General features: G+C 70.8%; 19 protein-coding genes. 13 read left to right on the forward strand and 6 right to left on the reverse strand.

Annotated features, from left to right (window positions below):
* Positions 1-25: 25 nt before the first annotated feature.
* Entirely contained in the window at positions 26-796 is a 771-nt protein-coding gene (locus CHC05_RS04955) for an aminoglycoside adenylyltransferase domain-containing protein (protein ID WP_089245144.1), read from the forward strand.
* Here the strand turns inward: CHC05_RS04955 and cysC are convergent.
* Positions 793-2,295, reverse strand: coding sequence for an adenylyl-sulfate kinase (cysC, locus tag CHC05_RS04960; RefSeq protein ID WP_089245146.1), 1,503 nt, complete (start codon positions 2,293-2,295; stop codon positions 793-795). The genes CHC05_RS04955 and cysC overlap by 4 nt on opposite strands.
* 184 nt (positions 2,296-2,479) lie before the next feature.
* On the opposite strand from cysC, the gene CHC05_RS04965 reads away from it, so the two are divergent.
* The 4 genes from CHC05_RS04965 to CHC05_RS04980 are packed head-to-tail and all read left to right on the forward strand — an operon-like array spanning position 2,480 to position 5,871.
* Positions 2,480-3,394 (forward strand): ABC transporter ATP-binding protein, encoded by a 915-nt coding sequence (locus CHC05_RS04965; protein ID WP_089245148.1) that lies wholly within the window; start codon positions 2,480-2,482, stop codon positions 3,392-3,394.
* Positions 3,387-4,256 (forward strand): ABC transporter permease, encoded by an 870-nt coding sequence (locus tag CHC05_RS04970; RefSeq protein ID WP_089245150.1) that lies wholly within the window; start codon positions 3,387-3,389, stop codon positions 4,254-4,256. The genes CHC05_RS04965 and CHC05_RS04970 overlap by 8 nt, the downstream gene beginning before the upstream one ends.
* Positions 4,253-5,161: an ABC transporter ATP-binding protein gene (locus tag CHC05_RS04975; RefSeq protein WP_089245152.1), complete on the forward strand. Its 909-nt coding sequence runs from the start codon at positions 4,253-4,255 to the stop codon at positions 5,159-5,161. The genes CHC05_RS04970 and CHC05_RS04975 overlap by 4 nt, the downstream gene beginning before the upstream one ends.
* On the forward strand, positions 5,161-5,871 hold the full coding sequence (locus CHC05_RS04980) for an ABC transporter permease (protein WP_089245154.1): 711 nt from the start codon (positions 5,161-5,163) through the stop codon (positions 5,869-5,871). The genes CHC05_RS04975 and CHC05_RS04980 overlap by 1 nt, the downstream gene beginning before the upstream one ends.
* A gap of 44 nt (positions 5,872-5,915) precedes the next feature.
* Here CHC05_RS04980 and CHC05_RS04985 read toward each other — a convergent pair whose 3' ends face one another.
* Together CHC05_RS04985 and ppc are read right to left on the reverse strand one after the other, a co-directional pair.
* Entirely contained in the window at positions 5,916-6,671 is a 756-nt protein-coding gene (locus CHC05_RS04985; protein ID WP_144022479.1) for a hypothetical protein, read from the reverse strand.
* A 37-nt stretch (positions 6,672-6,708) separates the two neighbouring features.
* A complete protein-coding gene (ppc, locus tag CHC05_RS04990; RefSeq protein ID WP_089246104.1) occupies positions 6,709-9,489 on the reverse strand; it encodes a phosphoenolpyruvate carboxylase in 2,781 nt (926 codons plus the stop codon).
* Positions 9,490-9,644: 155 nt separating this feature from the next.
* On the opposite strand from ppc, the gene CHC05_RS04995 reads away from it, so the two are divergent.
* A complete protein-coding gene (locus tag CHC05_RS04995) occupies positions 9,645-10,670 on the forward strand; it encodes a S66 family peptidase (protein WP_089245158.1) in 1,026 nt (341 codons plus the stop codon).
* Here the strand turns inward: CHC05_RS04995 and CHC05_RS05000 are convergent.
* On the reverse strand, positions 10,656-11,921 hold the full coding sequence (locus CHC05_RS05000) for a RelA/SpoT domain-containing protein (protein WP_089245160.1): 1,266 nt from the start codon (positions 11,919-11,921) through the stop codon (positions 10,656-10,658). The genes CHC05_RS04995 and CHC05_RS05000 overlap by 15 nt on opposite strands.
* 241 nt (positions 11,922-12,162) lie before the next feature.
* Here CHC05_RS05000 and mfd point away from each other — a divergent pair, with 241 nt between their 5' ends.
* Genes mfd through CHC05_RS05015 form a run of 3 tightly spaced genes read left to right on the forward strand, consistent with a single transcriptional unit; the run spans position 12,163 to position 17,463 of the window.
* Positions 12,163-15,741, forward strand: coding sequence for a transcription-repair coupling factor (gene mfd, locus CHC05_RS05005; RefSeq protein ID WP_089245162.1), 3,579 nt, complete (start codon positions 12,163-12,165; stop codon positions 15,739-15,741).
* 38 nt (positions 15,742-15,779) lie between these two features.
* Complete coding sequence (locus tag CHC05_RS05010) at positions 15,780-16,514, forward strand: hypothetical protein (protein ID WP_089245164.1); 735 nt, start codon at positions 15,780-15,782, stop codon at positions 16,512-16,514.
* Positions 16,515-16,521: 7 nt separating this feature from the next.
* Complete coding sequence (locus tag CHC05_RS05015; protein ID WP_089245166.1) at positions 16,522-17,463, forward strand: nucleoside triphosphate pyrophosphohydrolase; 942 nt, start codon at positions 16,522-16,524, stop codon at positions 17,461-17,463.
* Here the strand turns inward: CHC05_RS05015 and CHC05_RS05020 are convergent.
* On the reverse strand, positions 17,427-18,359 hold the full coding sequence (locus CHC05_RS05020) for a DMT family transporter (RefSeq protein ID WP_089245168.1): 933 nt from the start codon (positions 18,357-18,359) through the stop codon (positions 17,427-17,429). The two genes, CHC05_RS05015 and CHC05_RS05020, sit on opposite strands and share 37 nt — an antisense overlap.
* A 67-nt stretch (positions 18,360-18,426) precedes the next feature.
* On the opposite strand from CHC05_RS05020, the gene pdxR reads away from it, so the two are divergent.
* From pdxR to CHC05_RS05035, 3 genes are read left to right on the forward strand one after another with little or no spacing between them, the layout of a single operon-like run.
* Positions 18,427-19,800: a MocR-like pyridoxine biosynthesis transcription factor PdxR gene (gene pdxR, locus CHC05_RS05025; protein ID WP_089245170.1), complete on the forward strand. Its 1,374-nt coding sequence runs from the start codon at positions 18,427-18,429 to the stop codon at positions 19,798-19,800.
* An 18-nt stretch (positions 19,801-19,818) separates the two neighbouring features.
* Positions 19,819-21,441 carry a DUF885 domain-containing protein gene (locus tag CHC05_RS05030; protein ID WP_089245172.1) on the forward strand — a complete coding sequence of 541 codons (1,623 nt, stop codon included), beginning with the start codon at positions 19,819-19,821 and terminating at the stop codon, positions 21,439-21,441.
* Positions 21,438-21,845: an ASCH domain-containing protein gene (locus CHC05_RS05035; protein WP_089245174.1), complete on the forward strand. Its 408-nt coding sequence runs from the start codon at positions 21,438-21,440 to the stop codon at positions 21,843-21,845. Before CHC05_RS05030 ends, CHC05_RS05035 begins: the two co-directional genes overlap by 4 nt.
* Here the strand turns inward: CHC05_RS05035 and nudC are convergent.
* Positions 21,817-22,629, reverse strand: coding sequence for an NAD(+) diphosphatase (gene nudC / locus CHC05_RS05040; protein ID WP_089245176.1), 813 nt, complete (start codon positions 22,627-22,629; stop codon positions 21,817-21,819). The two genes, CHC05_RS05035 and nudC, sit on opposite strands and share 29 nt — an antisense overlap.
* A gap of 127 nt (positions 22,630-22,756) precedes the next feature.
* Between nudC and eno the strand changes: the two genes are divergently transcribed.
* Entirely contained in the window at positions 22,757-24,043 is a 1,287-nt protein-coding gene (eno, locus tag CHC05_RS05045; RefSeq protein ID WP_089245178.1) for a phosphopyruvate hydratase, read from the forward strand.
* Positions 24,044-24,066: the final 23 nt, after the last annotated feature.

Here is a 24,066-nt window from a genome sequence, read left to right on the forward strand (position 1 = left end):
TTGCGGCACGGTGACCCGGCGATCGATGATCACGGACGTGGACCAGATCGAGCGGGTCGTCCAGTTGGTCACTGAGGTCGTCCAGGGCGACCTGCTGGGTGCGTACCTGCATGGTTCGTCGGTCATGGGTGGGCTACGACCGGCCAGCGATGTCGACGTCCTCGCCGTCACCCGGCGATCTCTGGATGCGGACCAGCGCGCGGCATTGGTCGCCGGCCTGCTGCCGATCTCCGGTGCGGCGGTCGGCGCCCGGCCGGTGGAGCTCACCGTCGTGGTCCAGGCCGCGGTGCGCCCATGGCGGTACCCGCCGGTCGGCGACTTCCTCTACGGCGAGTGGCTGCGTGCTGAGTATCGGGCCGGCCTGGTCCCCGCCCCGGCACCGATGCCGGGGCTGGTGCTGGAGATCGCGGTCGCCCTGGCCGGGGACCGTCCGCTGGTCGGACCCCCACCCGCAGCCCTGCTCGACCCGGCGCCCACGGATCTCCTAGAGCGCGCGAGCGTCGACGGTATCCCCGGGTTGGTCGCGGACCTGCGTCATGACACCCGCAACGTGCTGCTGACCTTCGCCCGCATCTGGACGACGCTGAGCACCGGCGCCGTGGTGCCCAAGGAGACCGCCGCCGACTACGTGCTCGCCCGCCTGGCTCCCAAGCATCGACCGGTCCTCAAGCACGCCCGGGACCTGTATCTGACCACCGCGTATGCGGACGAGACCTGGAGCGAGGAGCTGGCAGCGCAGGTCGGGCCGCACGTCGACGCAGTGCTGACCCAGATCCGAGCGTTGCGGGCAGGCTAGTGCTTGGGTTCGACCCAACCCGTCTCGGTCAGGTAGTCCAGGACCGTGCCCACTGCCTCGTCGACGCTGAGGGTGCTCGTGTCGATCGTCAGCTCCGCGTCGCGGGGAGTCTCGTACGGGTCGTCGATTCCCGTCATGCCCTTGATCAAGCCGGCCCGGGCCTTCGCGTACAGGCCCTTGCGGTCCCGTATCTCGCAGACCTCCAGCGGCGTCGCCACGTGGACCAGCACGAAGCCTGCCCCCGCCAGCGTCGCCATCTCGCGGGCCGTGCGCCGGGCCTCCGCATACGGGGCGATCGGGCAGCAGATCGCCATTCCCCGATGCCTTGCCACCTCGGCCGCCACCCAGCCGATGCGGCGGATGTTGAGGTCGCGGTCTTCCTTGCTGAAGCCCAGGCCCGCCGACAGTTCCCGGCGCACGACGTCGCCGTCGAGCAGCGTCACCGTGCGGTCGCCCGTCTCGCGCAGGTGGTCCGCGATGCCCCGCGCGACCGTCGACTTGCCGGAACCCGACAACCCCGTCAGGAACACCACCAGGCCGCGTTGGCGGCGGGGCGGGCGGGCCCGCGCGAGCTCCTTGGCCACCGCCGGCGGCGTGTGCCACTCGGGCAGCGGGAAGCCCCGGTCGAGCAGGTCGTCGATCTCGTCGTTCGACAGCGCCAACCGGCGGTTGCGCGGCGGGATGTCGTCGCGCCAGCGCCACTGGCCGTCGCGGTTGTCGTAGGCCAGTTCGCGTGGCACCAGGACCCGCGGGCCGCCGCCGGAGAGCATCTCGCCGGTCGAGAGCAGGTGGGTGACGCCGTAAGCGGCGGCGACCCGGGCCCGCAGCAGCGCGTCGCGGATCTCGTCGCCGCGGCGGACCAGCGGCACCGCGACCAGGGTCGCGGGCGGCATCCGGTCGCGCGCGGCGAACACCGTGCGGACCAGGACCTCCGGCGACAGGCCGCCGGGGCCGGCGTCGCCGACCGGGATCAAGATCAAGACATGGGCGGCCAGCGTACGCGCGGCGTGTGCGATCTGGGCCAGTTGCGGCCGGTGCAGTGGGCGGTCGGCGACCACCCCGAGCACCCGGCCGGGCGGGAGCAACTCGCGGACCTCGGCGGGCGTGCGGCGCAGCCGCTGGAAGGGGCCGTGCCGGCCGTCGCCGATCTGCCGGACCATGCCGCCGACGCCGAAGCGGCCCTCGCGGGTCGGCCAGGCGTCGTCGACCTCGATCGCCGCGATCGGGGCGCCCTCCTGGTCGGTGAGCACGATCGAGCGTTGGGCCGGGTCCTCCAGGACGAGGCCGAGGGCCAGCGACTCGGGGACCTCCAGGGTCACCGGCAGCGGCCAGGGAGTCCCGTCGGCGAGCCGCCCGCGCCGCTGGAGCGCGGTCAGGTCGGCTCGGCCGAGGAAACCGGTCAGCGGCGCGTAAGCACCGGTGAGCAGCAGCTCCAGGTCGGCGAGTTCGCCCGGCCGAGGGTTGTATGCCGGCGCGTCGCGCAGCATCTCGTCGGGCATCAGCCACCCGCGCTCGCTCAAACCAACCCCCTCGGTCAATCCGCGCCCAAGTGTCTCAGCCCACCACCCGAGGGGTCGAGTCGGACCCACCTATCCCTTAGGACCGTTCTCAGGGAGAAGTCAGGCGGGACCTGAGGGGTGCGCCGGATCCACGAAGGTGACGCTGGGTCATACGCTGAGCCCCGTGACACTCATCGCGACCGAGTCGCTCACCAAGACGTACGGCGGCCGGGTCACCGCGCTGTCCGACCTGACGGTCAGCGTCGAGCCGGGGATCATCGGGCTGGTCGGCGCCAACGGCGCCGGCAAGTCGACCTTGATCAAGATCCTGCTCGGGCTGCTGCCACCGACGTCCGGCAAGGTGCAGGTGCTCGGGCTGGACCCGACCGTCGACCCGATGGGGGTCCGGGCGAAGGTCGGCTACATGCCCGAGAACGACTGCCTGCCGCCGGACCTCAGCGCCGCCGAACTGGTCACGCACCTCGGCCGGATCAGCGGGCTGCCGAAGACCACGGCGCGTGAGCGCGCCTCCGAGGCGCTGCGCCACGTCGGCCTCTACGAGGAGCGCTACCGCCAGGTCGGCGGCTACTCGACCGGCATGAAGCAGCGGGTGAAGCTGGCCCAGGCGCTCGTCCACGACCCCGACCTGCTGCTGCTCGACGAGCCGACCAACGGCCTCGACCCGGCCGGCCGCGACGCCATGCTGGCGCTCGTGCAGCGGATCGGCACCGAGTTCGGCATCTCCGTCGTGGTCTGCTCGCACCTGCTCGGCGAGGTCGAGCGGATCTGCGACCACCTGATCGCGATCGACGGCGGCAAGCTGCTGCGCTCCGACAACGTCTCCGCGATGACCACCTCGACCGACGTGCTGGTCGTCGAGGTGAGCGAGGGCGACCAGGAGCTCGAGCACCGGCTGCTGGAGATGCGGTTGCCGGTCTCCCGCGACGGCCACGCGCTGCTCGTACCCCTGGAAGACGATCTGACCTATGACCGGATCCTGACCGCGGTGGCCGATCTCGACCTGCCGCTGCACCGCCTCGACCAGCGCCGCCACCGGGTGGCCGAGCTCTTCGCCGACCGGGAGGCCGCGCATGTCTAGCCCCGCGGGTGTCATCCATGACATCGGATACCAGCGGTACGAGGGCGAGCGGCTCGGTCGCGGCGACGTGTTCCTGGCGCTCTACACGCAGAGCCTGCGTTCCGTGTTCGGGTTGGGTCGCAACTTCAAGGCGAAGATCTTCCCGTGGCTGGTCGTCAGCGTGGTCGCGATCGTCGGCATCGTCATCATGGCGATCCGGGCGCAGACCGGCGAGGTCGTCATCTCGTACTCGATGCTGCCGCAGGTCCTGGGCACCCTGATGGTGCTGTTCGTGGCGATCGCCGCACCGGAGCTGGTCTCCCGCGACCTGCACAGCGGCGTGCTTCCGCTCTATTTCTCGCGCCCGCTGCGCCCGGCCGACTACGCGCTGGCCAAGCTGGCGGCCCTGGTCTCCGCGATCGTCATGGTGTGGGGCGGCGGCCAGGTGCTGGTCTTCATCGGGGCCGCGTTCTCGGTCAAGGGTTTCACCAACGTGATGAACGAGCTGGGCGACGCCGGCCTGGGCGTGATCTACACGGCGCTCTACGCGATCGTCTACGGCAGCATCGCGGTCCTGGTCGCGTCCCTGCTGAAGCGGCGCGCGGTGGCGGCGGCGGCGGTCGTCGGCACGTTCCTGATCACCGCGCCGATCGTGGGCGTGTTCTACATCCTGCCGTCCGAGACGGCGCACCAGCTCGCGCAGCTGTTCAACCCGGCGAGCCTGGTCGGCGGCGTCGGCGATTGGCTCTTCGAGCCGACGAGCTCCAGCGAAGAGCTTGGCATCGGTCCGTTCGGACCGCTGTACGCCGCGGTCACGCTCGGCCTGATCGCGCTGTGCGTGACGCTCCTGATCGCCCGCTACCGGAAGGTGTCGCAGTCATGACCCTCGACGTCACGGGCGTGTCCCGCTGGTACGGCAACGTCGTCGCCGTCAACGACGTGACCATGACGCTCGGCTCCGGCGTCACGGGCCTGCTCGGCCCCAACGGCGCCGGCAAGACGACGCTGCTGCACATGATGGCCGGGTTCCTGCCGCCCTCGCGCGGCACGCTGACCGTCGACGGCGAGCCGACCTGGCGCAACCCGGCGGTCTACCGCAAGCTGGGCCTCGTCAGCGAGCGCGAGTCGGTGCACTCTTATCTGACCGCGCACGAGTTCGTGCTGGTCAGCGCCAAGCTGCACGGGCTGCCCGATCCGGCGGCGGCGGCCACCCGGGCGCTCAGCCTGGTCGAGATGGCCGAGTTCCAGGACCGCCGCATCGGCACCTACTCCAAGGGCATGCGGCAGCGCGCCCGGGTCGCGGCCGCGCTGGTGCACGAGCCCGACGTGCTGCTGCTGGACGAGCCGTTCAACGGCATGGACCCGCGGCAGCGGATGCACATGATGGATCTGCTGCACCGGCTCGGCCAGGCCGGCCGGACGATTCTGTTCAGCTCGCACATCCTCGAAGAGGTCGAGCAGCTTTCCGGCACCGTGCAGGTGATGGTCTCCGGCCGGCTCGCGGCGTCCGGCGACTTCCGCACGATCCGCCGGCTGATGACCAACCGGCCGCACGTGTTCGCGGTGCAGTCGACCGACGACCGCCGGCTGGCCGTGGCCCTCATGCACCAGCCGTCGGTCAACGGCGTCGACCTCGGGCGGGACGGGCTGACGGTGCGGGCCGGCGACTACGGCAGTTTCACCCGGGCGCTGCCCCGGATCGCGCTCAAGGAAGGCATCCGGGTCCGCCGGCTGCTGCCCTCCGACGAGTCCCTCGAAAGCGTCTTCTCTTACCTGGTGGAGGCCTGATGTCCACGGTCGCCTGGATCACCACGCGCGGCCTGCTCGGCCGGCGCCGGTTCCTGCTGCTCCTGCCCCTGCCGATCCTGATGATCGGGGTCGCGCTCATCCCGCGGTTCGAAGGGGTCAGCCCGCAGCAGTGGGCCCAGCCGGTGCTCGTCGCGATGGGCTTCATCACGCTGCTGCCGATCGTCTCCCTGATCGTCGGCACCGGCGTGCTCGGCGCCGAGATCGACGATGGCACGATCACGCACATCCTCTCGAAGCCGCTGGCGCGCTGGAAGATCGTCGTGCCGAAGCTGCTGGTGGCGATCGGGGTCACGGCGGCCAGCGCGGCGGTCCCGTTCTACATCGTGGGCGTACTGGCGTCCGGCCCGCGGCTGGGCGTCGGCCTGATCGTCGGCTCCACGGTCGGCGCCGTGCTCTATTCGACGATCTTCGTGGCGCTGAGCCTGATCTCGCGGCGCCCGGTGCTGCTGGGCCTGGTCTACGTGATCATCTGGGAGGGGCTGCTGTCGAACCTGGTCAGCGGCACCCGCGTGCTGTCGGTGCAGCAGTATGCCCTGACCATCGCCGACAAGGCCTCGGCATCGGACCTCCTGAGCGGCAACGTGTCGTTCCCGGTGGCGGTCGTGATGAGCATCGTGGTGACGGTCGGCTTCCTGGCGCTGGCCATCCGCAAGCTGAGCTCGTTCTCGGTGACCGGCGAGACCAGCTAAGGCGTGTTTCGTGTCTGGGGTCGAGGCAGGGCTCCAGGAGAGCCCTAGGGTAGGGCGCTCGGCACCAGCCACTCGGGTAGCGAGCGCAGGAGCGCCACCAGGATCGAGATCACGATCCCGGTGAGGATCATGAGACCGAGACCGGTCAGCCCGGTGTAACGCTTGGGCTGGCCGGTCTTCTTGTCGGGCGCCGGTGGCTCGGGCTCGGTCCAGGGGCGTTCGGCGCGGAGCCAGAGCAGCACCCCGAGCCCGAACGGCAGTCCGCCGAGGAAGAACCAGAACCACCGGGTGCCTAGCCCCGGTGCCGGCCCCTGGACCAGGATCGCCAGGCTCACGAGGGCGATCACCGTGGCCAGCACCGGCGCGAACGGGACGGTCGGTGTGCCCTCCTCAGGCCCGAGCGCCGCTGCCAGCCGCTCGACCTCGGCTGACGGGCGCCCGATCACGCCGCCGTTCTCGACCTCCAACCGCTGCACCTGGGCGTAGTGCACCCGCCCGAAACCGGTGCGCCAGACGAGGATGTCGCTGAGCACGCCCTCCTCTTGACCACCGGACGTGAGCCTGATCGACGTGAACCAGAGCGCCGCCCGGTTGGCGTCACCGAACGACTCGACGCTCTGGTGCGCCACGGTCCGGCCGGCCTCGGCGTCGGCGATCGCCTGTGAAAACGTGGACTGCCTGGGCGCCGTCCACCACGCGGCGGCGGCCCAGACCACCCACAACCCGAGGATCACGGAGCGCAACCACGGGCGTACCCGAGGCCACGCCCCCGCTCCCCGCAACGCATCAACCGCCGTCATGACGATGATGGTGACAGGAGGGTGCGACAGGTTTCTATCAGCCTGTGTTGCGCATCCCAGCCGCGATGCCGTTGACCGTCGTCAGCAACGCCCGCTCCAGCGCCTGGCCGTCGCCCGGACCGCGCCGGCCGCCCGGAGCCGTGGCCACCGCGCGACCGGCGGCACCCGAGTCGCGGTACTGCCGCAGCAGCGCGACCTGCAGGTGGTGCAGCGGCTCCAGGTAGGTGTCGCGGACCGCCAGCGTGCGCTGGAGCACCGCGTTGTTCTCGAGCAGCGCCGGCGAACCGGTGATCGCCAGGACCTCGCGCTTCGTGAGCTCGTACTCCTCCTCGATGACCTCGAAGATCCGCCGCAGCGGCTCCGGGACCAGCGTGTCGACGTAGCGCCGCGAGATGGACAGGTCGGTCTTGGTCAGCATCATCTCCACGTTGGACAGGAACGTCCGGAAGAAGTGCCACTCGTTGTGCATCTCCTCGAGCACCGGCGCGAGACCGGCGGCCCGGGCGGCCTGCAGGCCCGATCCGACGCCGAACCAACCCGGCACGATCTGCCGTGACTGGGTCCAGCCGAACACCCACGGGATCGCCCGCAGCCCGCCGAGGCCCGCGTTGGCGTTGGGGCGCTTGGCCGGCCGGGAGCCGATGTTGAGCGCGCCGAGCAGCTCGGTCGGCGTCGAGGCCCAGAAATAGTCGGGCAGGTCAGGATCTTCGACCAGGCCGCGGTACGCCGAGAAAGCCGCCGCCGACACGACATCCATCGAGTCATCCCACTTGGACAGCATCTCCAGCGGCTGGCGCGGCTCGGTGTGCAGCAACGTCGCCTGGAGCACCGCCGCCACGGTCAGCTCGAGATTCTCCCGAGCCAAAGCCGGCAAAGTATATTTGTCGGAAATGACCTCGCCCTGCTCCGTGACCTTGATCGATCCGTCGAGCGTGCCGTAAGGCTGGGCCAGGATCGCCTCGTGCGTCGGACCACCGCCCCGACCGACGGTGCCGCCGCGACCGTGGAAGAGCGTCAGGCGTACGCCATGCCGGGCCGCGACGTCGCGGAGCGCGCGCTGGGCCCGGTGGATCGACCACTGCGAAGTGGTGATGCCGGCTTCCTTGTTGGAGTCGGAGTAGCCGAGCATGACCTCCTGCACGTCACCGCGGGCCCGCACCAGCGCCCGGTAGGCCGGCAGCGACAGCAGCTCGTCGAGGATCTCGCCGCCGGCGGTGAGCTCGGCGGGCGTCTCCAGCAGCGGCACGAAACCGACGTCGGCGCGGTTGTTGTGCACGTCGACGAGCCCGGCCTCGCGGGCCAGCACGGCCGCCGCCAGCACGTCGTCGACGCCGAGGGTCATCGAGATGATGTACGACTCGATGACCTCGGGACCGAACCGGTCCTGCGCCTCGCGGATCGCGGTGAACACGTCGAACGTCTTGCGCGCGGTGTCGGTGAGCGCGGTGCCCACGCCGGCCAGCGGGCGCCGCCCGGACAGCTCGGTGGCCAGCAGCTTGGTGCGCTCGTCGCGGGGCAGGTTGCGGTAGTCGGTGACCTCGCCGACGTGGCCGTAGAGCTGGGCCAATACCGCGTGGTGGGCCTCGGCGTGCTCGCGGATGTCCATGGTGGCCAGGTGCAGGCCGAACGAGGACACCGTGCGGATCGCGCTCGCCAGCTTGCCGACGGCGGTGAGCTGGCCGGCGTTGCGGGCCAGTGAGGCGCGCATCAGCTCCAGGTCGGCGATCAGGTCGACGGTGCCGCGATAGTCACGGCCGGGCACGTGGGCCGTGCCGCGCGCCAGCCGGAGCCGGGTGTTGGCCAGCTTGGCCTTCACGCAACGGGCCTTGAGCCGGTACGGCTCCTCGGCGTTGACCCGGCGGAACCGCTCGGCGACCTCGGGCAGGTTGTCGAGGTCACGGGCCAGGCTCGCGGACAGGTCGAGGGACACCCCGCGCAGCCGCCGGGACACCGAGACCTCGTTGATCAGGTCGTCGAGGGCCTGCTCGGTGGCCTGGATGCCGTGCTCGTACTGAATGAGGAGAACGTCGCGGGTCACCTTCGGCGTGACGAACGGGTTGCCGTCGCGGTCGCCGCCGATCCAGGTGCCGAAGGTCAGCGGGCGCGCGGTCGGCGAGGTCTCGATGCCCAGCCGGCGCAGCGTGTCGGCGAGGTCGTCGAGCACCTGCGGCGCGGCATCGGCGTAGAGGTCGCGCAGGTAGTAGATCGCGTTGCGGGCCTCGTCGGTCGGGTCGGGCCGGTCGAGGCGCAGCTCGTCGGTCTGCCAGAGCAGGTCGAGCAGCTCCGCGAGGCGCCGGTCGTCGGCGTGCGGCGGGGCGCCGTAGAGCACGCTCTCGGCGGCCTCGGCGTCGAGCTCGTCGGCGATGCCGCGCAGCTTCGACAGGATCGACCGCCGGGCCGCCTCGGTCGGGTGCGCGGTGAAGACGGGCCGGACCGCCAGCCTGCGGCCGGCCGCCGCGATCTCGTCGGCGGGCACGCCGCGCTCGGCGATCAGCTTGGCGGCCTGGTCGAGCCAGCCGCCGGCGGTGGCCCGGCGGCGACGCAGCTCCCGGGCGCGGTGCACCTGCTCGGTGATGTTGGCCAGGTGGAAGTAGGTGGAGAAGGCCCGGGCGAGCTTGGTGCCGGTGGTGACGTCCATCGACGAGAGCCGGGCTGCGGCGGCCTCGGCGTCGCCGCGGACCTGGGCGCGGATCTCCTCGACCAGATCGAGCAGCGGGCGCCCCTCCTGGCGGGCCAGCGTGTGGCCGAGCAGCGTGCCGAGCCGGCGGATGTCGGCCCGCAGCGCGGCATCAGGGTCGTCAGGAGTGGTCGGCGCAATGGGGTCGGACACGGGTGCGCTCCTTACGGCGGTGCAGGGCGGACAGCGCTGTCCCGTGCATGATGATGCTACCTGCGCCAGCTGGACCGGCGGGCGGTGTGGCCGTTGCCTACTGGGTGGTTAATCCCGTTTGCGCCGCTGACTAGCCTGCCTTCATGGAGTACGCACCCAAGCCCCGGCCCGGGTCGCGCATCGCGGTGATCTCCCCGTCGGCCGGCTTGCCAGCGATCTTCCCGGAGGTCTTCGAGCTCGGGCTCCGCCGCCTGCGCGAGGAGTTCAAGCTGGAGCCGGTGGAATTTTCCACGACGCGGGTGCTCGGGGCTTCGCCGGCGGACCGGGCCCGCGACGTCATGGCGGCGTTCGCCGACCCGACGATCGACGCGGTGCTGGCGACCATCGGCGGCGACGACCAGCTCCGGATCCTGCGTCACCTGGACCCGGCGGTCCTGCGGGCCAACCCCAAGCCGTTCTTCGGCTACTCCGACAACACCACGTTGCTCAACTACCTCAGCGGCCTCGGCATCATCGGCTACCACGGCGGCTCGGTCCTGGGCGAGTTCGGTCGGGCGGGCTCGATGCACCCGTCGACCCGCGAGTCGCTGGCCGAGGCGATGTTCCGCTCGGGCTGGTTCGACCTGACCGCGTCACCGGACTACAGCGACGAGCCGGTCGACTGGCGCACCCCCGACTACGCGACCGTCGCGCAGCCCATGTTCCCCTCGTCCGGCTGGCGCTGGCACGGCGCGACGGCCTCGGTGAGCGGGCGCCTCTGGGGCGGCAACATCGAGGTCCTGACCTGGCTGCTCGCCGCCGACGTGGTTGCCGCACCCCCGCCAGGAGCTGTCTTCTTCACGGAGACCTCGGAAGACATGCCGCCGGCGACCGAGGTCTACTACATGCTGCGCAACCTGGGCGAACGCGGCTGGCTGGCCGACGTCCCGGCGATCCTGGTCGGCCGGGCCAAGTGCTGGGACAGGCTCAACCAACAGACCCCGAACGCGAAGCGCGCGTACGCCGAAGACCAGCGGGCCGCGATCCTGCGAGCGACGAGCGAATACGCCCCGAACGCGGTGGTCGTCCTCGACCTGGACATCGGCCACACGGACCCGCAACAAATCCTCCCGTACGGCGGAGAAGCCCGCGTCGACGCGACCACGCGGCGGATCTCAATCAGATACTGAAGAGTCGCTTCGCTCTCGGGGCGGACGAATCTTGGCGATGATCTCTTTCAACGATTCGGTTGCTTTTGCGATAACGACGGGAGCCAGCCGCTCGTGCCGGTGAACCAGCCGGCTCCTGAAATCCCGCAACTCGTCCAGTTCGTTTGCCAACTCGCCGTCCAGCATTCCGAGCGCGACGAGCCTCCTCGGTGGCAGCATGGGCGACTTTCGAACCTCCGCGGGCGCGAGCCGACGGACGGTGTCCTCAAGAATGACCCACGTGGCAACGAATCGGCCTAGTTCCATGGTGCCGCGGCTTTCCTCGGGCGGATCCCAGGCCCGGGAGTTTTTCTGAATAGCCCTGTACACATCGTAACGAGAGCCATCTTCGGTGAGTAGCTCATCGACGACCTGCTCGGCCAGCGGTCGGAGTTCCACATTTCCGTGCAGGGCCTGAATGTACGGAGAGAGCTTTTCGGGTGTGTCGATTTCTAAGGTTGCGAGCATCTCGAAAAGCTGATCAACGCGTCCGAGCCCAGAATCGCTCACCGGGCCGTTGAGTGTTGTCGAAGCCTGGCCCAGGAGGTACGCGGCAAGATCATAGTGGTTCATGAACCGTCGTCCGGAAGCCGAACTCCGCTCCTTGCCTGCCCTTTCGAGGCGTTCGAGCGCTATTTCGCCGGTCAGTACCAGGCCGTTGATCTCGTCGAGGATGGCCTCTTCCTCGTCGGAAAGACCGACCTCCAACGGCTTGTAGGCCAAGTCGTGCTCGACCTCCGCCCAGGCGTGCATCAGAACGGATGCGACCTGTATCTCGACTCGGGCGGCGGCGTAGCGCTTGGCCGAGTCCGGTAGAAGCTCCTCTTTCAAGCGGACTCTGTAATGCACAGCTGAATATCCTGTGAAACGCTTTCCTGCGCGCTGATTTCCCGCCTCCGGAAACTGTTTCGGCGGTTCGAGGCGGTCGAACAGATTTTCGACGGACTTTTCTACCTGCCCGCGCTCGCCGGGGAAGTAGAGCGCGATGCGTACACCAGCCAGATCAACGATGTCGTCATAAATATCGGAAATCGATCCATAGGGCGTTTTGTGCGCTCGTTTGCGACACTTCGCTTCGAGCCTGTGAGCGTCTTTTGCCCGGTGCGTCACGATCGCACGCACTCCGGCGGCATCCAATTCAGCCTTGAGCCACTCGGAGGCCATTCGAGCGGCCTCGGCGTAGAAGTCGTACTCGCGCACGTAGCGACTTACGAACTCCTCGATTGGATCCATCGACCGTCCCCGCGTTCGCGCAACGGCCGACATCGAAGGCGAAGGGCCGGATCGTCGACATTAACAATCTCCAGCCGGGGCTGTATCCGCCGACCGGGCAACAGCCCGGCCAGGTCACAGCCCGGCTCCGGATAAACGCGCAGGCGGTCTGTCGTACCCGCGGCGTACCCTTGAGCCTGCACGTCGCACCCCCCGTCCTGGTCGGTCGGGGGGACGTTCTGCGTGCCCGAAAGGATCATCCATGCTTCATGGTCTGCTGGCCGCGGCCCTGGGTGACGCGGGGTTGGCCCGTGCGCGCGACCTTGCCCGGGCCGGGTTTCCCGACGCTGACGGGCTCGATCTCACCGCGCCCGCTGCCCTCCGCCCGTTCGTCGTCGCGGCCGTCGCCGCGACTACCGACGGCGCCGATCGGCCCGTGCTCGCCGTCACCGCGACTTCCCGCGAGGCCGACGATCTCGTCGCCGCGCTGGGCAGTCTGCTGCCCGAAGATCAGGTCGTCAGCTACCCGGCTTGGGAGACGTTGCCCCACGAGCGGCTTTCGCCCCGGTCCGACACCGTCGGGCGGCGGCTTGCTGTTCTGCGGCGGCTGGCCCACCCCGAGGGCAACCCGGTCAAGGTCGTCGTCGCCCCCGTGCGGAGCATGCTGCAACCCCAGCTCAAGCGGCTCGGTGACCTCGAGCCGGTCACCCTCAGCGCGGGCAACGACGCCGACCTCGACGAGGTCGCGCATCGGCTCAACGACATGGCGTACGCCCGGGTCGACCTCGTCACCAAGCGCGGCGAGTTCGCCGTACGCGGTGGGATCCTCGACGTCTTTCCGCCCACCGACGAGCACCCCTCGCGCGTCGAGTTCTGGGGTGACCAGGTCGAGGAGATCCGCACCTTCGCCGTCGCCGACCAGCGGACCATCGACAAGGTCGAGACGATGTTCGCGCCGCCCTGTCGCGAGCTGTTGCTGACCGACGACGTCAAGCGGAAGGCCCGACAACTCAGCGAGCAGCACCCCGAGCTGCTCGAGATCCTCGACAAGCTGGCCGAGGGCATTCCGGTCGAGGGCATGGAGTCGCTGGCCCCCGCACTGGTCGGCCCGGACGAGCTCGAGCTGCTCGTCCACTGCATGCCAACCGACACCCACGTGCTGCTGTGCGACCCCGAGCGGATCCGCACCCGGGCCCACGACCTCGTGCGCACCAGTGACGAGTTCCTGCAGGCCTCCTGGGCCGCGGCCGCCGTCGGTGGGCAGGCGCCGATCGACCTCGGTGCCGCCGCCTTCAAGACGCTGGCCGAGGTCCGGCACGCCGCTGCCGAGCTGCGCCAGCCGTGGTGGTCCGTGTCGCCGTTCGGGCTCGTGGAGAGCGTCGTCGAGGCCGAGCCCCAGCCGTGGGAGGACCCGGTCGAGGCCGTCACCGTCACGCCCGACACCGGTGACGCGATCGCGCTGTCCGCCCAGCCGACCACGCTCTACCACGGTGAGACCGCCCGGGTGGTCAAGGACGTCGAGGAGTGGCGGGCCGCCGGCTGGGCGGTCGCACTGGTCTTCGAAGGGCACGGGCCGGCCCAGCGCGCCGTCGAGGTCATGCGCGACGCGGGTCTCGGCGCGATCCTCACCGAGGGCATCGACGAGCCACCAAGCCCAGGGGACGTGCTGGTCACCTGCGGCGGGCTCAACCACGGGTTCGTCGACGAGGCGTCCAAGCTCGTCGTGCTGACCGGCAACGACGTCACCGGCGGGCGTGGCGCGACGACCCGCGACATGCGCAAGATGCCCAGCCGGCGGCGCAACACGATCGACCCGCTGGAGTTGCGCAACGGCGACTTCGTCGTGCACGAGCAGCACGGCATCGGCAAGTACGTCGAGCTCGTGCAGCGGGTGGTCAACGGCGCGAGCCGCGAATACCTGGTCATCGAGTACGCGCCCAGCAAGAAGAACCAGCCCGGCGACCGGCTCTACGTGCCGACCGACCAGCTCGACCAGCTCTCCCGTTATGTCGGCGGGGAGACCCCGGCTCTGCACAAGATGGGCGGCACCGACTGGCAGAAGGCCAAGACCCGGGCGCGCAAGGCCGTCCGGGAGATCGCGGCCCAACTGATCCAGTTGTACGCGGCCCGCAAGGCGTCCAAGGGGCACTCGTTCGGCCCCGACACGCCCTGGCAGCGGGAGCTGGAAGACGCCTTCCCGTGGACCGAGACGCCCGACCAGCTGTCGGCGATCGACGAGGTCAAGCACGACATGGAGCAGGCGATCCCGATGGACCGGCTGATCTGTGGCGACGTGGGCTACGGCAAGACCGAGATCGCGGTACGCGCGGCGTTCAAGGCCGTGCAGGACGGCAAGCAGGTCGCCGTGCTCGTGCCGACCACCCTGCTGGCGCAGCAGCACTACAACACGTTCTCCGAGCGGATGAACCAGTTCCCGGTCGAGATCCGGCAGCTGTCGCGGTTCCAGACGCCGAAGGAGGCCGAGCAGACGCTCGACATGGCCGCCTCCGGCACGGCCGACATCGTGATCGGCACGCACCGGCTGCTCCAGTCGGCGACCCGGTTCAAGAACCTCGGCATGATCGTGGTCGACGAGGAGCAGCGGTTCGGCGTCGAGCACAAGGAGCGGCTCAAGTCGCTGCGCACCTCGGTCGACGTGCTGACGATGTCGGCGACGCCGATCCCTCGTACCCTCGAAATGGCCATCACCGGCATCCGGGAGATGTCGACGATCGCCACCCCGCCCGAAGAGCGGCACCCGGTGTTGACCTTCGTCGGCGCGCAGGACGACCGCCAGGTCGCCGCGACCATCCACCGTGAGCTGCTCCGCGACGGGCAGGTCTTCTACCTGCACAACCGCGTCGAGTCGATCGACCGGGCGGCGCGCCGGCTGCGGGAGCTGGTGCCCGAGGCGCGCATCGCGGTCGCGCACGGCCAGATGGGCGAGGACGCCCTGGAAAAGGTCATGGTCGGCTTCTGGGAGAAGGAGTACGACGTCCTGGTCTGCACCACGATCGTCGAGTCCGGCATCGACATCCCGAACGCCAACACGCTGATCGTGGAGCGGGCCGACCTGCTCGGCCTGGCCCAGCTCCACCAGATCCGCGGCCGGGTCGGTCGGGGCCGGGAGCGGGCGTACGCGTACTTCCTCTACCCGCCGGACAAGCCGTTGACCGAGCACGCGCACGAGCGGCTGGCCACCATCGCCCAGCACACGGAGCTCGGCGCCGGCATGTACGTGGCGATGAAGGACCTCGAGATCCGCGGCGCCGGCAACCTGCTCGGTGGCGAGCAGTCCGGGCACATCGAGGGCGTCGGGTTCGACCTCTACGTGCGGATGGTCGGCGAGGCCGTGTCGGCGTTCAAGGGCGAGAAGCCCGAGGAGGAGTTCGATTTCAAGATCGATCTGCCGGTCGACGCGAACCTGCCGCACGACTACATCGCGGTCGAGCGGCTGCGCCTGGAGATGTACCGGAAGCTGGCCGAGGCCCGCACCACCGAGAAGCTCGACGAGATCGTCGCCGAGCTGACCGACCGCTACGGCGAGCCGCCGGAGCCGGTGCAAAACCTGGTGGCGATCGCCCGGTTCCGCCTGGTGATGCGCGCACGGGGGATCACCGACGTCTCGGTGCAGGGCCGCCACCTGCGGTTCTCGCCGATGCCGTTGCCGGACTCGCGCCAGCTGCGGCTCAAGCGCTACCACCCGGACGCGGTCTACAAGTCGGCGACCGACCAGGTCAGCGTCCCGCGCCCGACCACCCGCCGGATCGGCGGCGAGCCGCTGCGCGACCAGGCGCTGCTGCAATGGTGCGAGCAACTGGTCAAGGACGTCCTGGGGTGACAACCAGGCGATCACGTAAGCGTGAGAGAGTGTCGACCATGCTTCGTGCTCGCCGCATCGCGTCGATCGTGGTCGTCGCCGCCCTCGGTCTGGGTGGCCTCACGGCCTGCCGTTCCGAGCCGTCCGTCGCCGCCTACATCGGCGACCGGAAGGTCACCGAGGACCAGGTGACGCAGATCTTCAACGGTGCGGAGGCGGGCGCCTCGGCCACGCCGGCAGCGGAAGAGCAGCCGGCCGCCGAGCCGACCAAGGTGCCCGGCCCGGCGGTCAGCCGCCAGCAGGTCGTCGACCTGGAGGTCACCCTGGGCCTGGGCCGGCAGGTCGCGTCCGAGCAGGGCGTGCAGCCGGTCAACGCCGTCACCGCCGACCAGGTGGCCGGCGAGCTCGGCGTCCCGGCGACGAGCCAGTACGCGGTGGACTACACCGAGTGGGTCAACCTGTCGCAGGGCATCTTCGCCAAGATGGGCACCAGCGTGCCGCCCGTGACCGACGAGCAGCTCCAGGGCATCTACCAGGCGCTGGTCAAGGTCCAGGCGATCGAGGCGGGCTTCGACCTGGCGCAGATCAAGCAGGCCTTCGGCGGCGGCGAGTTCGTCTCGGCCGCGTACCAGCTCACCGGCATGCTGGAGAAGGCGGCATCGGCCAGCAAGACCACGGTCAACCCGCGCTACCTGCCGCTGTCCGCCCCGATGGTGGTCTCCTCGCAGGGCGGTGCCGTCTTCTACGACCTGCCGTACCTCGTCGGCAGCGACACGGTCAGCGACCGCGCGTAAGCCTGCAGTGCCCCGCATCCTCCTGCTGGTCACCTCGCCGCGCCTGCCCGCCGGCCTGTTGACCGCGGCCGCCTGGGACGCCGTCCGCGCGCTGCCCGTGCTGGCCGCCGCCGAGAGCCCGTTGACGTCGGCGGTGCGCGAGGCCGGCGGCGACGTGACCATCGTTCCGGCGACGGTCGACACGCTGCTTTCGCGCGCCCGAGACAGCGACGTGGTCTGGCTGGCCGGGCCGACCGGAGATCCAGATCTGGCCCGTGAGCTGGGCGTACGCCTGGCCCGGCAACCGGGTCTGGCCGAGCTCGAGGTGACCTACGGTTCCTGGGATCCGGCCGGCGCCCGGTTGCTCGACGCGGTCGCGGTGATGGACCGCCTCTACTCGCCCGGCGGCGACCCGTGGAAGCGGGCGCAGACCCACCGGTCGCTGGCCCAGTTCCTGCTCGAAGAGGCGTACGAGGCCTACGACGCGATCGAGGCCGAGGACCTCACCGGCCTGCGCGAGGAGCTCGGTGACGTGCTGCTCCAGGTGGTGCTGCACGCCCGGCTGGCCGAGGAGCTCCCCGAGGGGCGCCGCTGGACGGTCGACGACGTCGCGGCCGGCCTGGTGGACAAGATGATCCGGCGCAACCCGCACGTCTTCGCGGGCACCGAGGTCGGCTCGGTCGACGAGATCATCGACAACTGGGAGCAGATCAAGAAGGCCGAGAAGTCGCGCGACTCGGTGCTGGACGGGGTCGCGCTGGCCCAGCCCGCGCTGGCGCTGGCCGCCAAGTTCCTGCAGCGCGCGGAGCGGGCTGGCATCAGCGTCCCGCTCCCCGAGGGCGACGACCTCGGCGCCCGCCTGCTCCGGCTGGTCGCCGCGGCCCGGGCTGCGGGAGAGGACCCGGAGGCCGAGCTTCGTGCCGCCGCGCTCCGTTACGCCGAGACCGTCAGGGCCGCCGAGCGCTCCTGATCCCGCGGGCTCGAACGGGTGAGGCCGAACGCCAATCCCGCCGCGACAGTCAACACGCCCAGCGCCGGCCCCACCCCGGGCAATGCGGTCGCCATCACGGCGGCGGTCGCCAGGGTGGCGACCGGCATCAGGCCGACCAGGATGCCGGCCTGCTCGACGCCGAGGCGCTCCAGGCCGATGAACCAGACGACGAACGCCGCGACCGTCATCAACAGCGCCAGGTAGACCAGCGCGCCGGCCTCGGTCGGGGTGGGGAGCCGCCAGTCTTTGGTCTCGCCGGCCACCAGGGCACCGGCGAAGAGCAACGGCACGGCCAGGGCGCAGCTGTACGCGGCCACCCGTACCGCGCCGAGCCGGGGCAGGACCACGGCGGCGAGCAGCGAGAACAGGATCTCGCCGACCAGCGCGCCGCCGGCGCCGAGCAGCCCGACCGGCGTCGCCTGGCCGGTGCCCTCGACGAGCGCGGTGCCGGCGACCACGACCACGGCGGCCGTGACGAGCCGCGCGCTGGGCCGGCCGCGCCGCCCGCCGACCAGCGGCCCGAGCAACGCCAACCCGAGCGGCGCGGCGCCGATGACGGTGCCGACCACGGCCGGCTCGGTGTCGTGGTGCAGGGCCAGCATGATGCACGCGTTGAAGCCGGCCATGCCGGTCGCCGCGACGACGAGCAGGATGCCGAGCTCACGGCCGGTCGGGCGGACGCCGGGCCGCGCGCCACCGAGCCGCGGGAACCGGTGGGCGATCAGGAAGAGCACGGCCGCGGCGGCGGTGTAGCGGACGGCCTGCGCGGTCAGCATCGGGTAGTCGAGCAGGAGCTCACTGACGGCCACCGAACTGCCGACGAGAGTCATGCCGAGCACGCAGAACGCCACAGCGGTGCCTTTGGAGATGGTCACGACCTCGACGCTAGGAGCACACTGGTCCGGTCAACAGGTCCACTCGACGGGCATTTGAGGAGACCACATGGAAGCGTTGGTCCAGCTCGACCACTCGCGGCCGGCCCTCGGCGAGCAGCTCACGGCCGCGCTGCGGGAGGCGATCGCCGACGGCCGGCTGGCACCTGGCGCCCGTTTGCCGTCCACCCGCCAGCTTGCCGCCGATCTGCGGGTGTCCCGTGGGGTGGTCGTCACGGCGTACGAGCAGCTGGTCGCGGAAGGCCGCCTGAGCTCGCATAAAGGTTCAGGCACGACTGTCGCTTGCTCTGCACCCATATACGCAACACCCGCGCCGAGGGGTGTTGCGTATATGGGTGCAGAGCAGAGCCTGCCGATAGACCTCCGCCCTGGCACGCCCGATTTGGCCGCTTTCCCGAGGGCCGCCTGGCGCCGCTCCTATGAGCGAGTGCTGGCCACGGCCACTGCGGCCGATCTTGGCTACGCCGACGCCACCGGTGCCCCGCAGGTGAAGCAGACGCTGGCCGACTACCTGGGAAGGGTGCGCGCCGCTCGGGTGACCGCCGACGACGTCGTCCTCACCACCGGCGCCGCGCAGGCCTTCGCGCTGGTCGCACACCACCTGCGCCTCGCGGGCGCCGTCCGGTTCGGCGTCGAGGACCCCGGCAGTCCGAGCATCCGGGACCACATGACCGCGCACGGGCTGCGGCTGGTGCCGATCCCGGTCGACGGGGACGGCCTCGACGTGGCGGCGTTGCGGGCCAGCGATGTGCAGGCCGTCATGGTCACGCCGGCGCACCAGTACCCGACCGGCGTCGTGCTGGCCCCGCACCGCCGGGCGGAGCTGATCGCCTGGGCCCGGGAGACGGGCGGCCTGATCGTCGAGGACGACTACGACGCCGAGTTCCGTTACGACCGCGACCCGGTCGGCTGCCTGCAAGGGCTCGCCCCGGACGTCGTCGCGCACCTCGGTTCGGCCAGCAAGGCGCTCGCGCCGGCACTGCGGCTCGGCTGGCTGTGCCCGCCCCGGGACCGCCGCCAGGCCGTGCGCGCCGCCAAGGACGCGGCCGACCACGGCGGACCGGCGCTGGAGCAGCTCGCTTTCGCGGACCTGCTCGCGACCGGCGGCTACGACCGCCACCTGCGGCACGCCCGACGCGCCTACCGCCGGCGCCGGGATGCCCTCGTCGCCGCGCTAGCGAAATACCTGCCGCAGTGCCGGGTGCACGGCGTCGCGGCCGGCCTGCACCTGGTGGTCGAGCTGCCGCCGGGCACCGACGACGCCGCGCTGGCCGCCAAGGCACACGCCGCGGGCCTCGGTCCGGTGCCGCTGAACGCGACCCGGCTCGCGCCCGGCGGCCCGCCGGGTCTGGTCATCGGCTACGCGAGCCAGCCGCCGGACCGGATCGCCGCGAGCGTTTACCGGCTGAGCCAACTGCTTTGATCCTCTAGGTTGGACCCCATGCCCGAGTTCGTGCCTCTCGCCGAGCGGATCGTCGACGCTCTCCTCGACAGTGACCCGCACCTCGCCGCGTCGGCCGGCGACCATCGTCTCGACGGCGAGCTGCCCAACCTGTCGGCCGATGCCGTCCAGGCCCGGTTCGCGATGCTGCGTGACGCGAGTGGCGCGCTGGCCGAGGTCGACACCGACGCGCTCGACACCCAGGAGCAGGTCGACCACGCGATCCTGACCGCCCGGGTCGAGCGCGGCATGTTCGAGCTGTCCGAGGTCCGCGAGCACGAGTGGAACCCGTTGGCGCACAACCCGGGCGACCTCATCCACGAGCTGATCGCGCGGCCGTTCGCGCCCGTCGACGTGCGCCTGGAAAGCCTCACCCAGCGGCTCGAGGCGGTGCCCGATGTCCTCGCCACCGCGCGGGCCGTGCTCACCGAGATGCCGCGGATCCACGTCGAGACCGCGATCGGGCAGTTCGCCGGCACGGCCGCGCTGGTCCGCGACGAGGTGCCGCCCATGCTGGCCGAGGCGCCGGCGATGCGGTCCACCGTGGAGCCGGCGGCCGCCGCCGCGGTCGCCGCGCTCGGCGAGTTCACCGAGTGGCTGCGGGGCCGGCTGCCGGGTGCCGAACGCGATCCCCGGCTGGGCCGCCGGCTCTGGGAGGCCCGGCTCTGGCACACCCTGGACACCGAGCTCACCGCCGGCCAGGTGCTCGAGCGGGCGCGGGAGAACCTGGAGCGGGTCGGCGAGGACCTGCGCCGCGCGGCCGCCGAGATGACCGGTGGCCCGGCGACCGACGAGACCGTGCGCGAGGCGCTCGGCCGGCTCGGGGCGGAGCATCCCGACAACGACACGATCGTCGACCTGGCCAAGGCGACGATGGTCGAGACCACCGACTTCGTACGCGAACACGACCTGGTCACGCTCGTCGACGACCCGTGCGTGATCCAGGAGATGCCGGAGTTCGCCCGCGGCGTCGCGGTCGCGTACTGCGACTCGCCGGGCCAGCTGGAGACCGCCGAGCTGCCGACGTTCTACTGCATCTCGCCGACCCCGGCCGGCTGGTCGCCGGAACGCGTCGAGTCGTTCTACCGCGAATACAACAACCACATGATCCGCAACCTGACCGTGCACGAGGCGATGCCGGGGCACTACCTCCAGCTCGCCCACTCGCGCCGGTTCCACGGCACCACCCGGGTGCGCAAGCTGGGCGTGTCCGGCCCGTTCGCGGAAGGCTGGGCGGTCTACGCCGAGGAGCTGATGACCGGTCTGCGCTTCGGCGGCCTGCCGATCCGCCTCCAGCAGCTCAAGATGCAGCTCCGGATGACCATCAACGCGATCCTCGACCAGGCCGTGCACTGCGACGGCATGACCGAGGACGAGGCGATGGCGCTGATGACCGGCCCGGGCTTCCAGGAGGAGGGCGAGGCAGCCGGCAAGTGGCGCCGCGCGCTGCTCACCTCGACGCAGCTGTCCACGTACTTCGTCGGCTACCAGGAGATCCTGGACACCGCGCTGCGCCGCCCGGCGGGCACCTCGACCCGCGCCTGGCACGACGCGATGATCGCGCACGGCTCCCCGCCGCCGCGCCACCTGCCCCTGCTGCTCGGTCTTGAGCCCCGGTCATGAACCTCGAAGAGTTGCCCACCTCTGAGTTCGCGTTCCCCGGTCCGCTGCGCGACAAGCTGGTCGGCGCGATTCTCGACGGCTCGAAGACCACGACTTCTTCGCTGGCCGCCGGCTATCTCGACGAGCCGCTGCCCGTCGTCGGCAAGGTGTCCGCGGTGCTCGACTCCGCCGGCAACCGGGTCGCCGCCATCGAGCTGACCGAGGTGCGGGTGGTCCGGCTCGGAGACGTCGACCTGCGGCACGCGATCGACGAGGGCGAGGGGTTCACCTCCGTGGCTGAATGGCGCGCCGACCACGAGGACTTCTGGCACAGCCCCGAGGTGCGCGCGGAGCTGGGCGACCCCGGCTTCACGGTGGACGACGACACCGCGGTGGTCACCCAGCGGTTCCGCCTGGTTCCTTAGCGGCGGCGTCGATCAGCCAGCGCGAGATCGAGTAGGCCGGCGGCAGCGCTTCCGGCAGAGCGTTCAACGGCCACCAGCGGGCCTCGGCCAGCTCCTTGCCGTCGACGACCGGCTCGGCGCCGGGCGCGGCGGTGGCCAGGAAGCCGGTGAGCACCACGCCGGGCCCCGACATCGCCCAGGGCTGGCTGCCGAAGTAGCGCAGGTCCGAGACGGTCAGCCCGACCTCCTCGCCGACCTCGCGGTGCACCGCCTCCTCCAGCGACTCGCCGGCCTCGACGAACCCGGCGACCAGCGCCCACAGCTCGGTCGGCCCGTACGTGTGCTTGACCAGCAGGATTTCGTCACCACGGCGGATGGCGGTCAACACGGCGGGCGACAGCTGCATCGGGACGTACAGGTCGCAACCGGGGCAGCGCCGGGCATGCTCGCCGGGCACGTCGGTCAGCTCCGTCGCGCACGCGCCGCAGAACCGGTGGCTGTGCCGCCAGGTGACGATCTGTAACGCCCGGCCGGCCAGCGCGGCCAGCGGCTCGTCGAGCGTCGCCGCCACCGCCGGCCAGGGCCGCCAGCGACCCAGGGAGGTGATCCGGTCAGGCAGGTCGGCCGCCCAGACCCGGACGCCGTCGAGGGCTCCGAGCGGCACCCAGGTCACGTCGGCGGGGAGTTCGTCGAGGTCGGCGCGGCGCGGGAACGGGGTCAACAGCCGGCGACCGGCGACGAGCACGCAGTGGTCAGCTGGACTGGGCGGCGCCGTCGCGACGGCGTCGGGCACGAACCGGCTCACGGAGCCGAGAGTAGCGCCCGATACGCTCCTACGTGGGGAGGCAGCGTCGCGCTGGCGACGGCCCCCAGGGACGCAGCGTCGCGGCCGCGAAGACCACGACCATCAACACACGGTAGGAGTCGGAACAGTGGCCACCATTGAGGGAATCGTCGCCCGGGAGATCCTGGACTCGCGCGGCAACCCCACCGTCGAGGTCGAGGTCGGGCTCGACGACGGCACGATCGCGCGGGCCGCGGTGCCGTCGGGTGCGTCGACCGGAGCGTTCGAGGCGATCGAGCTGCGCGACGGTGACAAGGGCCGATACAACGGCAAGGGCGTCGAGAAGGCCGTCGCCAACATCGAGGACCGGATCGTCGACCAGCTCGTCGGCTTCGAGGCCAGCGAGCAGCGGCTGATCGACCAGAAGATGCTCGACATCGACGGCACGCCCGACAAGTCGCAGCTCGGCGCGAACGCCATCCTGGGCGTCTCGCTGGCTGTCGCCAAGGCCGCCGCCGGCGCCTCGGAGCTCAGCCTGTTCCGCTACCTGGGCGGCCCGAACGCGCACCTGCTGCCGGTGCCGATGATGAACATCCTCAACGGCGGCGCGCACGCCGACTCGAACGTCGACGTGCAGGAGTTCATGATCGCGCCGATCGGCGCGCCGACCTTCCGCGAGGCGGTCCGCTCGGGCGCCGAGGTCTACCACGCGCTCAAGACCGTGCTCAAGGCCAAGGGCCTGTCCACCGGCCTGGGCGACGAGGGCGGCTTCGCGCCGAACCTGCCGACCAACGCCGCCGCGCTGGACCTGATCGCCGAGGCGGTCGAGAAGGCCGGCTACCGGCTGGGCACCGACATCGTGCTCGCGCTCGACGTGGCCGCGACCGAGTTCTTCGCCGACGGCGTCTACACGTTCGAGGGCGAGAAGCGCAGCTCCGACGAGATGAGCGCCTACTACGAGAAGCTCGTCGCGGACTACCCGATCGTGTCGATCGAGGACCCGCTGGCCGAGGACGACTGGGCCGGCTGGACCGGGTTCACCGCCCGCGTCGGCGACCGGGTGCAGATCGTCGGCGACGACCTGTTCGTCACCAACCCGCAGCGGATCGCCCGCGGCATCGCCGAGCGCTCCGCCAACGCGGTGCTCGTCAAGGTCAACCAGATCGGCTCGCTGACCGAGACCTTCGACGCGGTCGACCTGGCGCACCGGGCCGGCTTCTCGACCATGATGAGCCACCGCTCGGGCGAGACCGAGGACACCACCATCGCCGACCTGGCGGTCGCGGTCGGCTCCGGCCAGATCAAGACCGGCGCGCCCGCCCGCTCCGACCGGGTCGCCAAATACAACCAGCTGCTCCGGATCGAAGAGGAACTCGCGGACGCGGCGCGCTACGCGGGTGCCGGGGCGTTCCCGAGGTACCGTTCGGCTAGCTGACCCCGCGTGTGTCCGGGGCCTCC

The organism is Asanoa hainanensis (assembly GCF_900188485.1).
GTDB classification, from domain to species: domain Bacteria; phylum Actinomycetota; class Actinomycetes; order Mycobacteriales; family Micromonosporaceae; genus Asanoa; species Asanoa hainanensis.

Bases quoted from the DNA above. Each gene is read 5' to 3' on its own strand.
- CHC05_RS04955 (WP_089245144.1), top strand. From the start codon at position 26: ATGATCACGGACGTGGACCAGATCGAGCGGGTCGTCCAGTTGGTCACT.
- cysC (WP_089245146.1), bottom strand. From the start codon at position 2,295: ATGCCCGACGAGATGCTGCGCGACGCGCCGGCATACAACCCTCGGCCG.
- CHC05_RS04970 (WP_089245150.1), top strand. From the start codon at position 3,387: ATGTCTAGCCCCGCGGGTGTCATCCATGACATCGGATACCAGCGGTAC.
- CHC05_RS04975 (WP_089245152.1), top strand. From the start codon at position 4,253: ATGACCCTCGACGTCACGGGCGTGTCCCGCTGGTACGGCAACGTCGTC.
- CHC05_RS04980 (WP_089245154.1), top strand. From the start codon at position 5,161: ATGTCCACGGTCGCCTGGATCACCACGCGCGGCCTGCTCGGCCGGCGC.
- CHC05_RS04985 (WP_144022479.1), bottom strand. From the start codon at position 6,671: ATGACGGCGGTTGATGCGTTGCGGGGAGCGGGGGCGTGGCCTCGGGTA.
- CHC05_RS04995 (WP_089245158.1), top strand. From the start codon at position 9,645: ATGGAGTACGCACCCAAGCCCCGGCCCGGGTCGCGCATCGCGGTGATC.
- CHC05_RS05000 (WP_089245160.1), bottom strand. From the start codon at position 11,921: ATGGATCCAATCGAGGAGTTCGTAAGTCGCTACGTGCGCGAGTACGAC.
- mfd (WP_089245162.1), top strand. From the start codon at position 12,163: ATGCTTCATGGTCTGCTGGCCGCGGCCCTGGGTGACGCGGGGTTGGCC.
- CHC05_RS05010 (WP_089245164.1), top strand. From the start codon at position 15,780: ATGCTTCGTGCTCGCCGCATCGCGTCGATCGTGGTCGTCGCCGCCCTC.
- pdxR (WP_089245170.1), top strand. From the start codon at position 18,427: ATGGAAGCGTTGGTCCAGCTCGACCACTCGCGGCCGGCCCTCGGCGAG.
- CHC05_RS05030 (WP_089245172.1), top strand. From the start codon at position 19,819: ATGCCCGAGTTCGTGCCTCTCGCCGAGCGGATCGTCGACGCTCTCCTC.
- CHC05_RS05035 (WP_089245174.1), top strand. From the start codon at position 21,438: ATGAACCTCGAAGAGTTGCCCACCTCTGAGTTCGCGTTCCCCGGTCCG.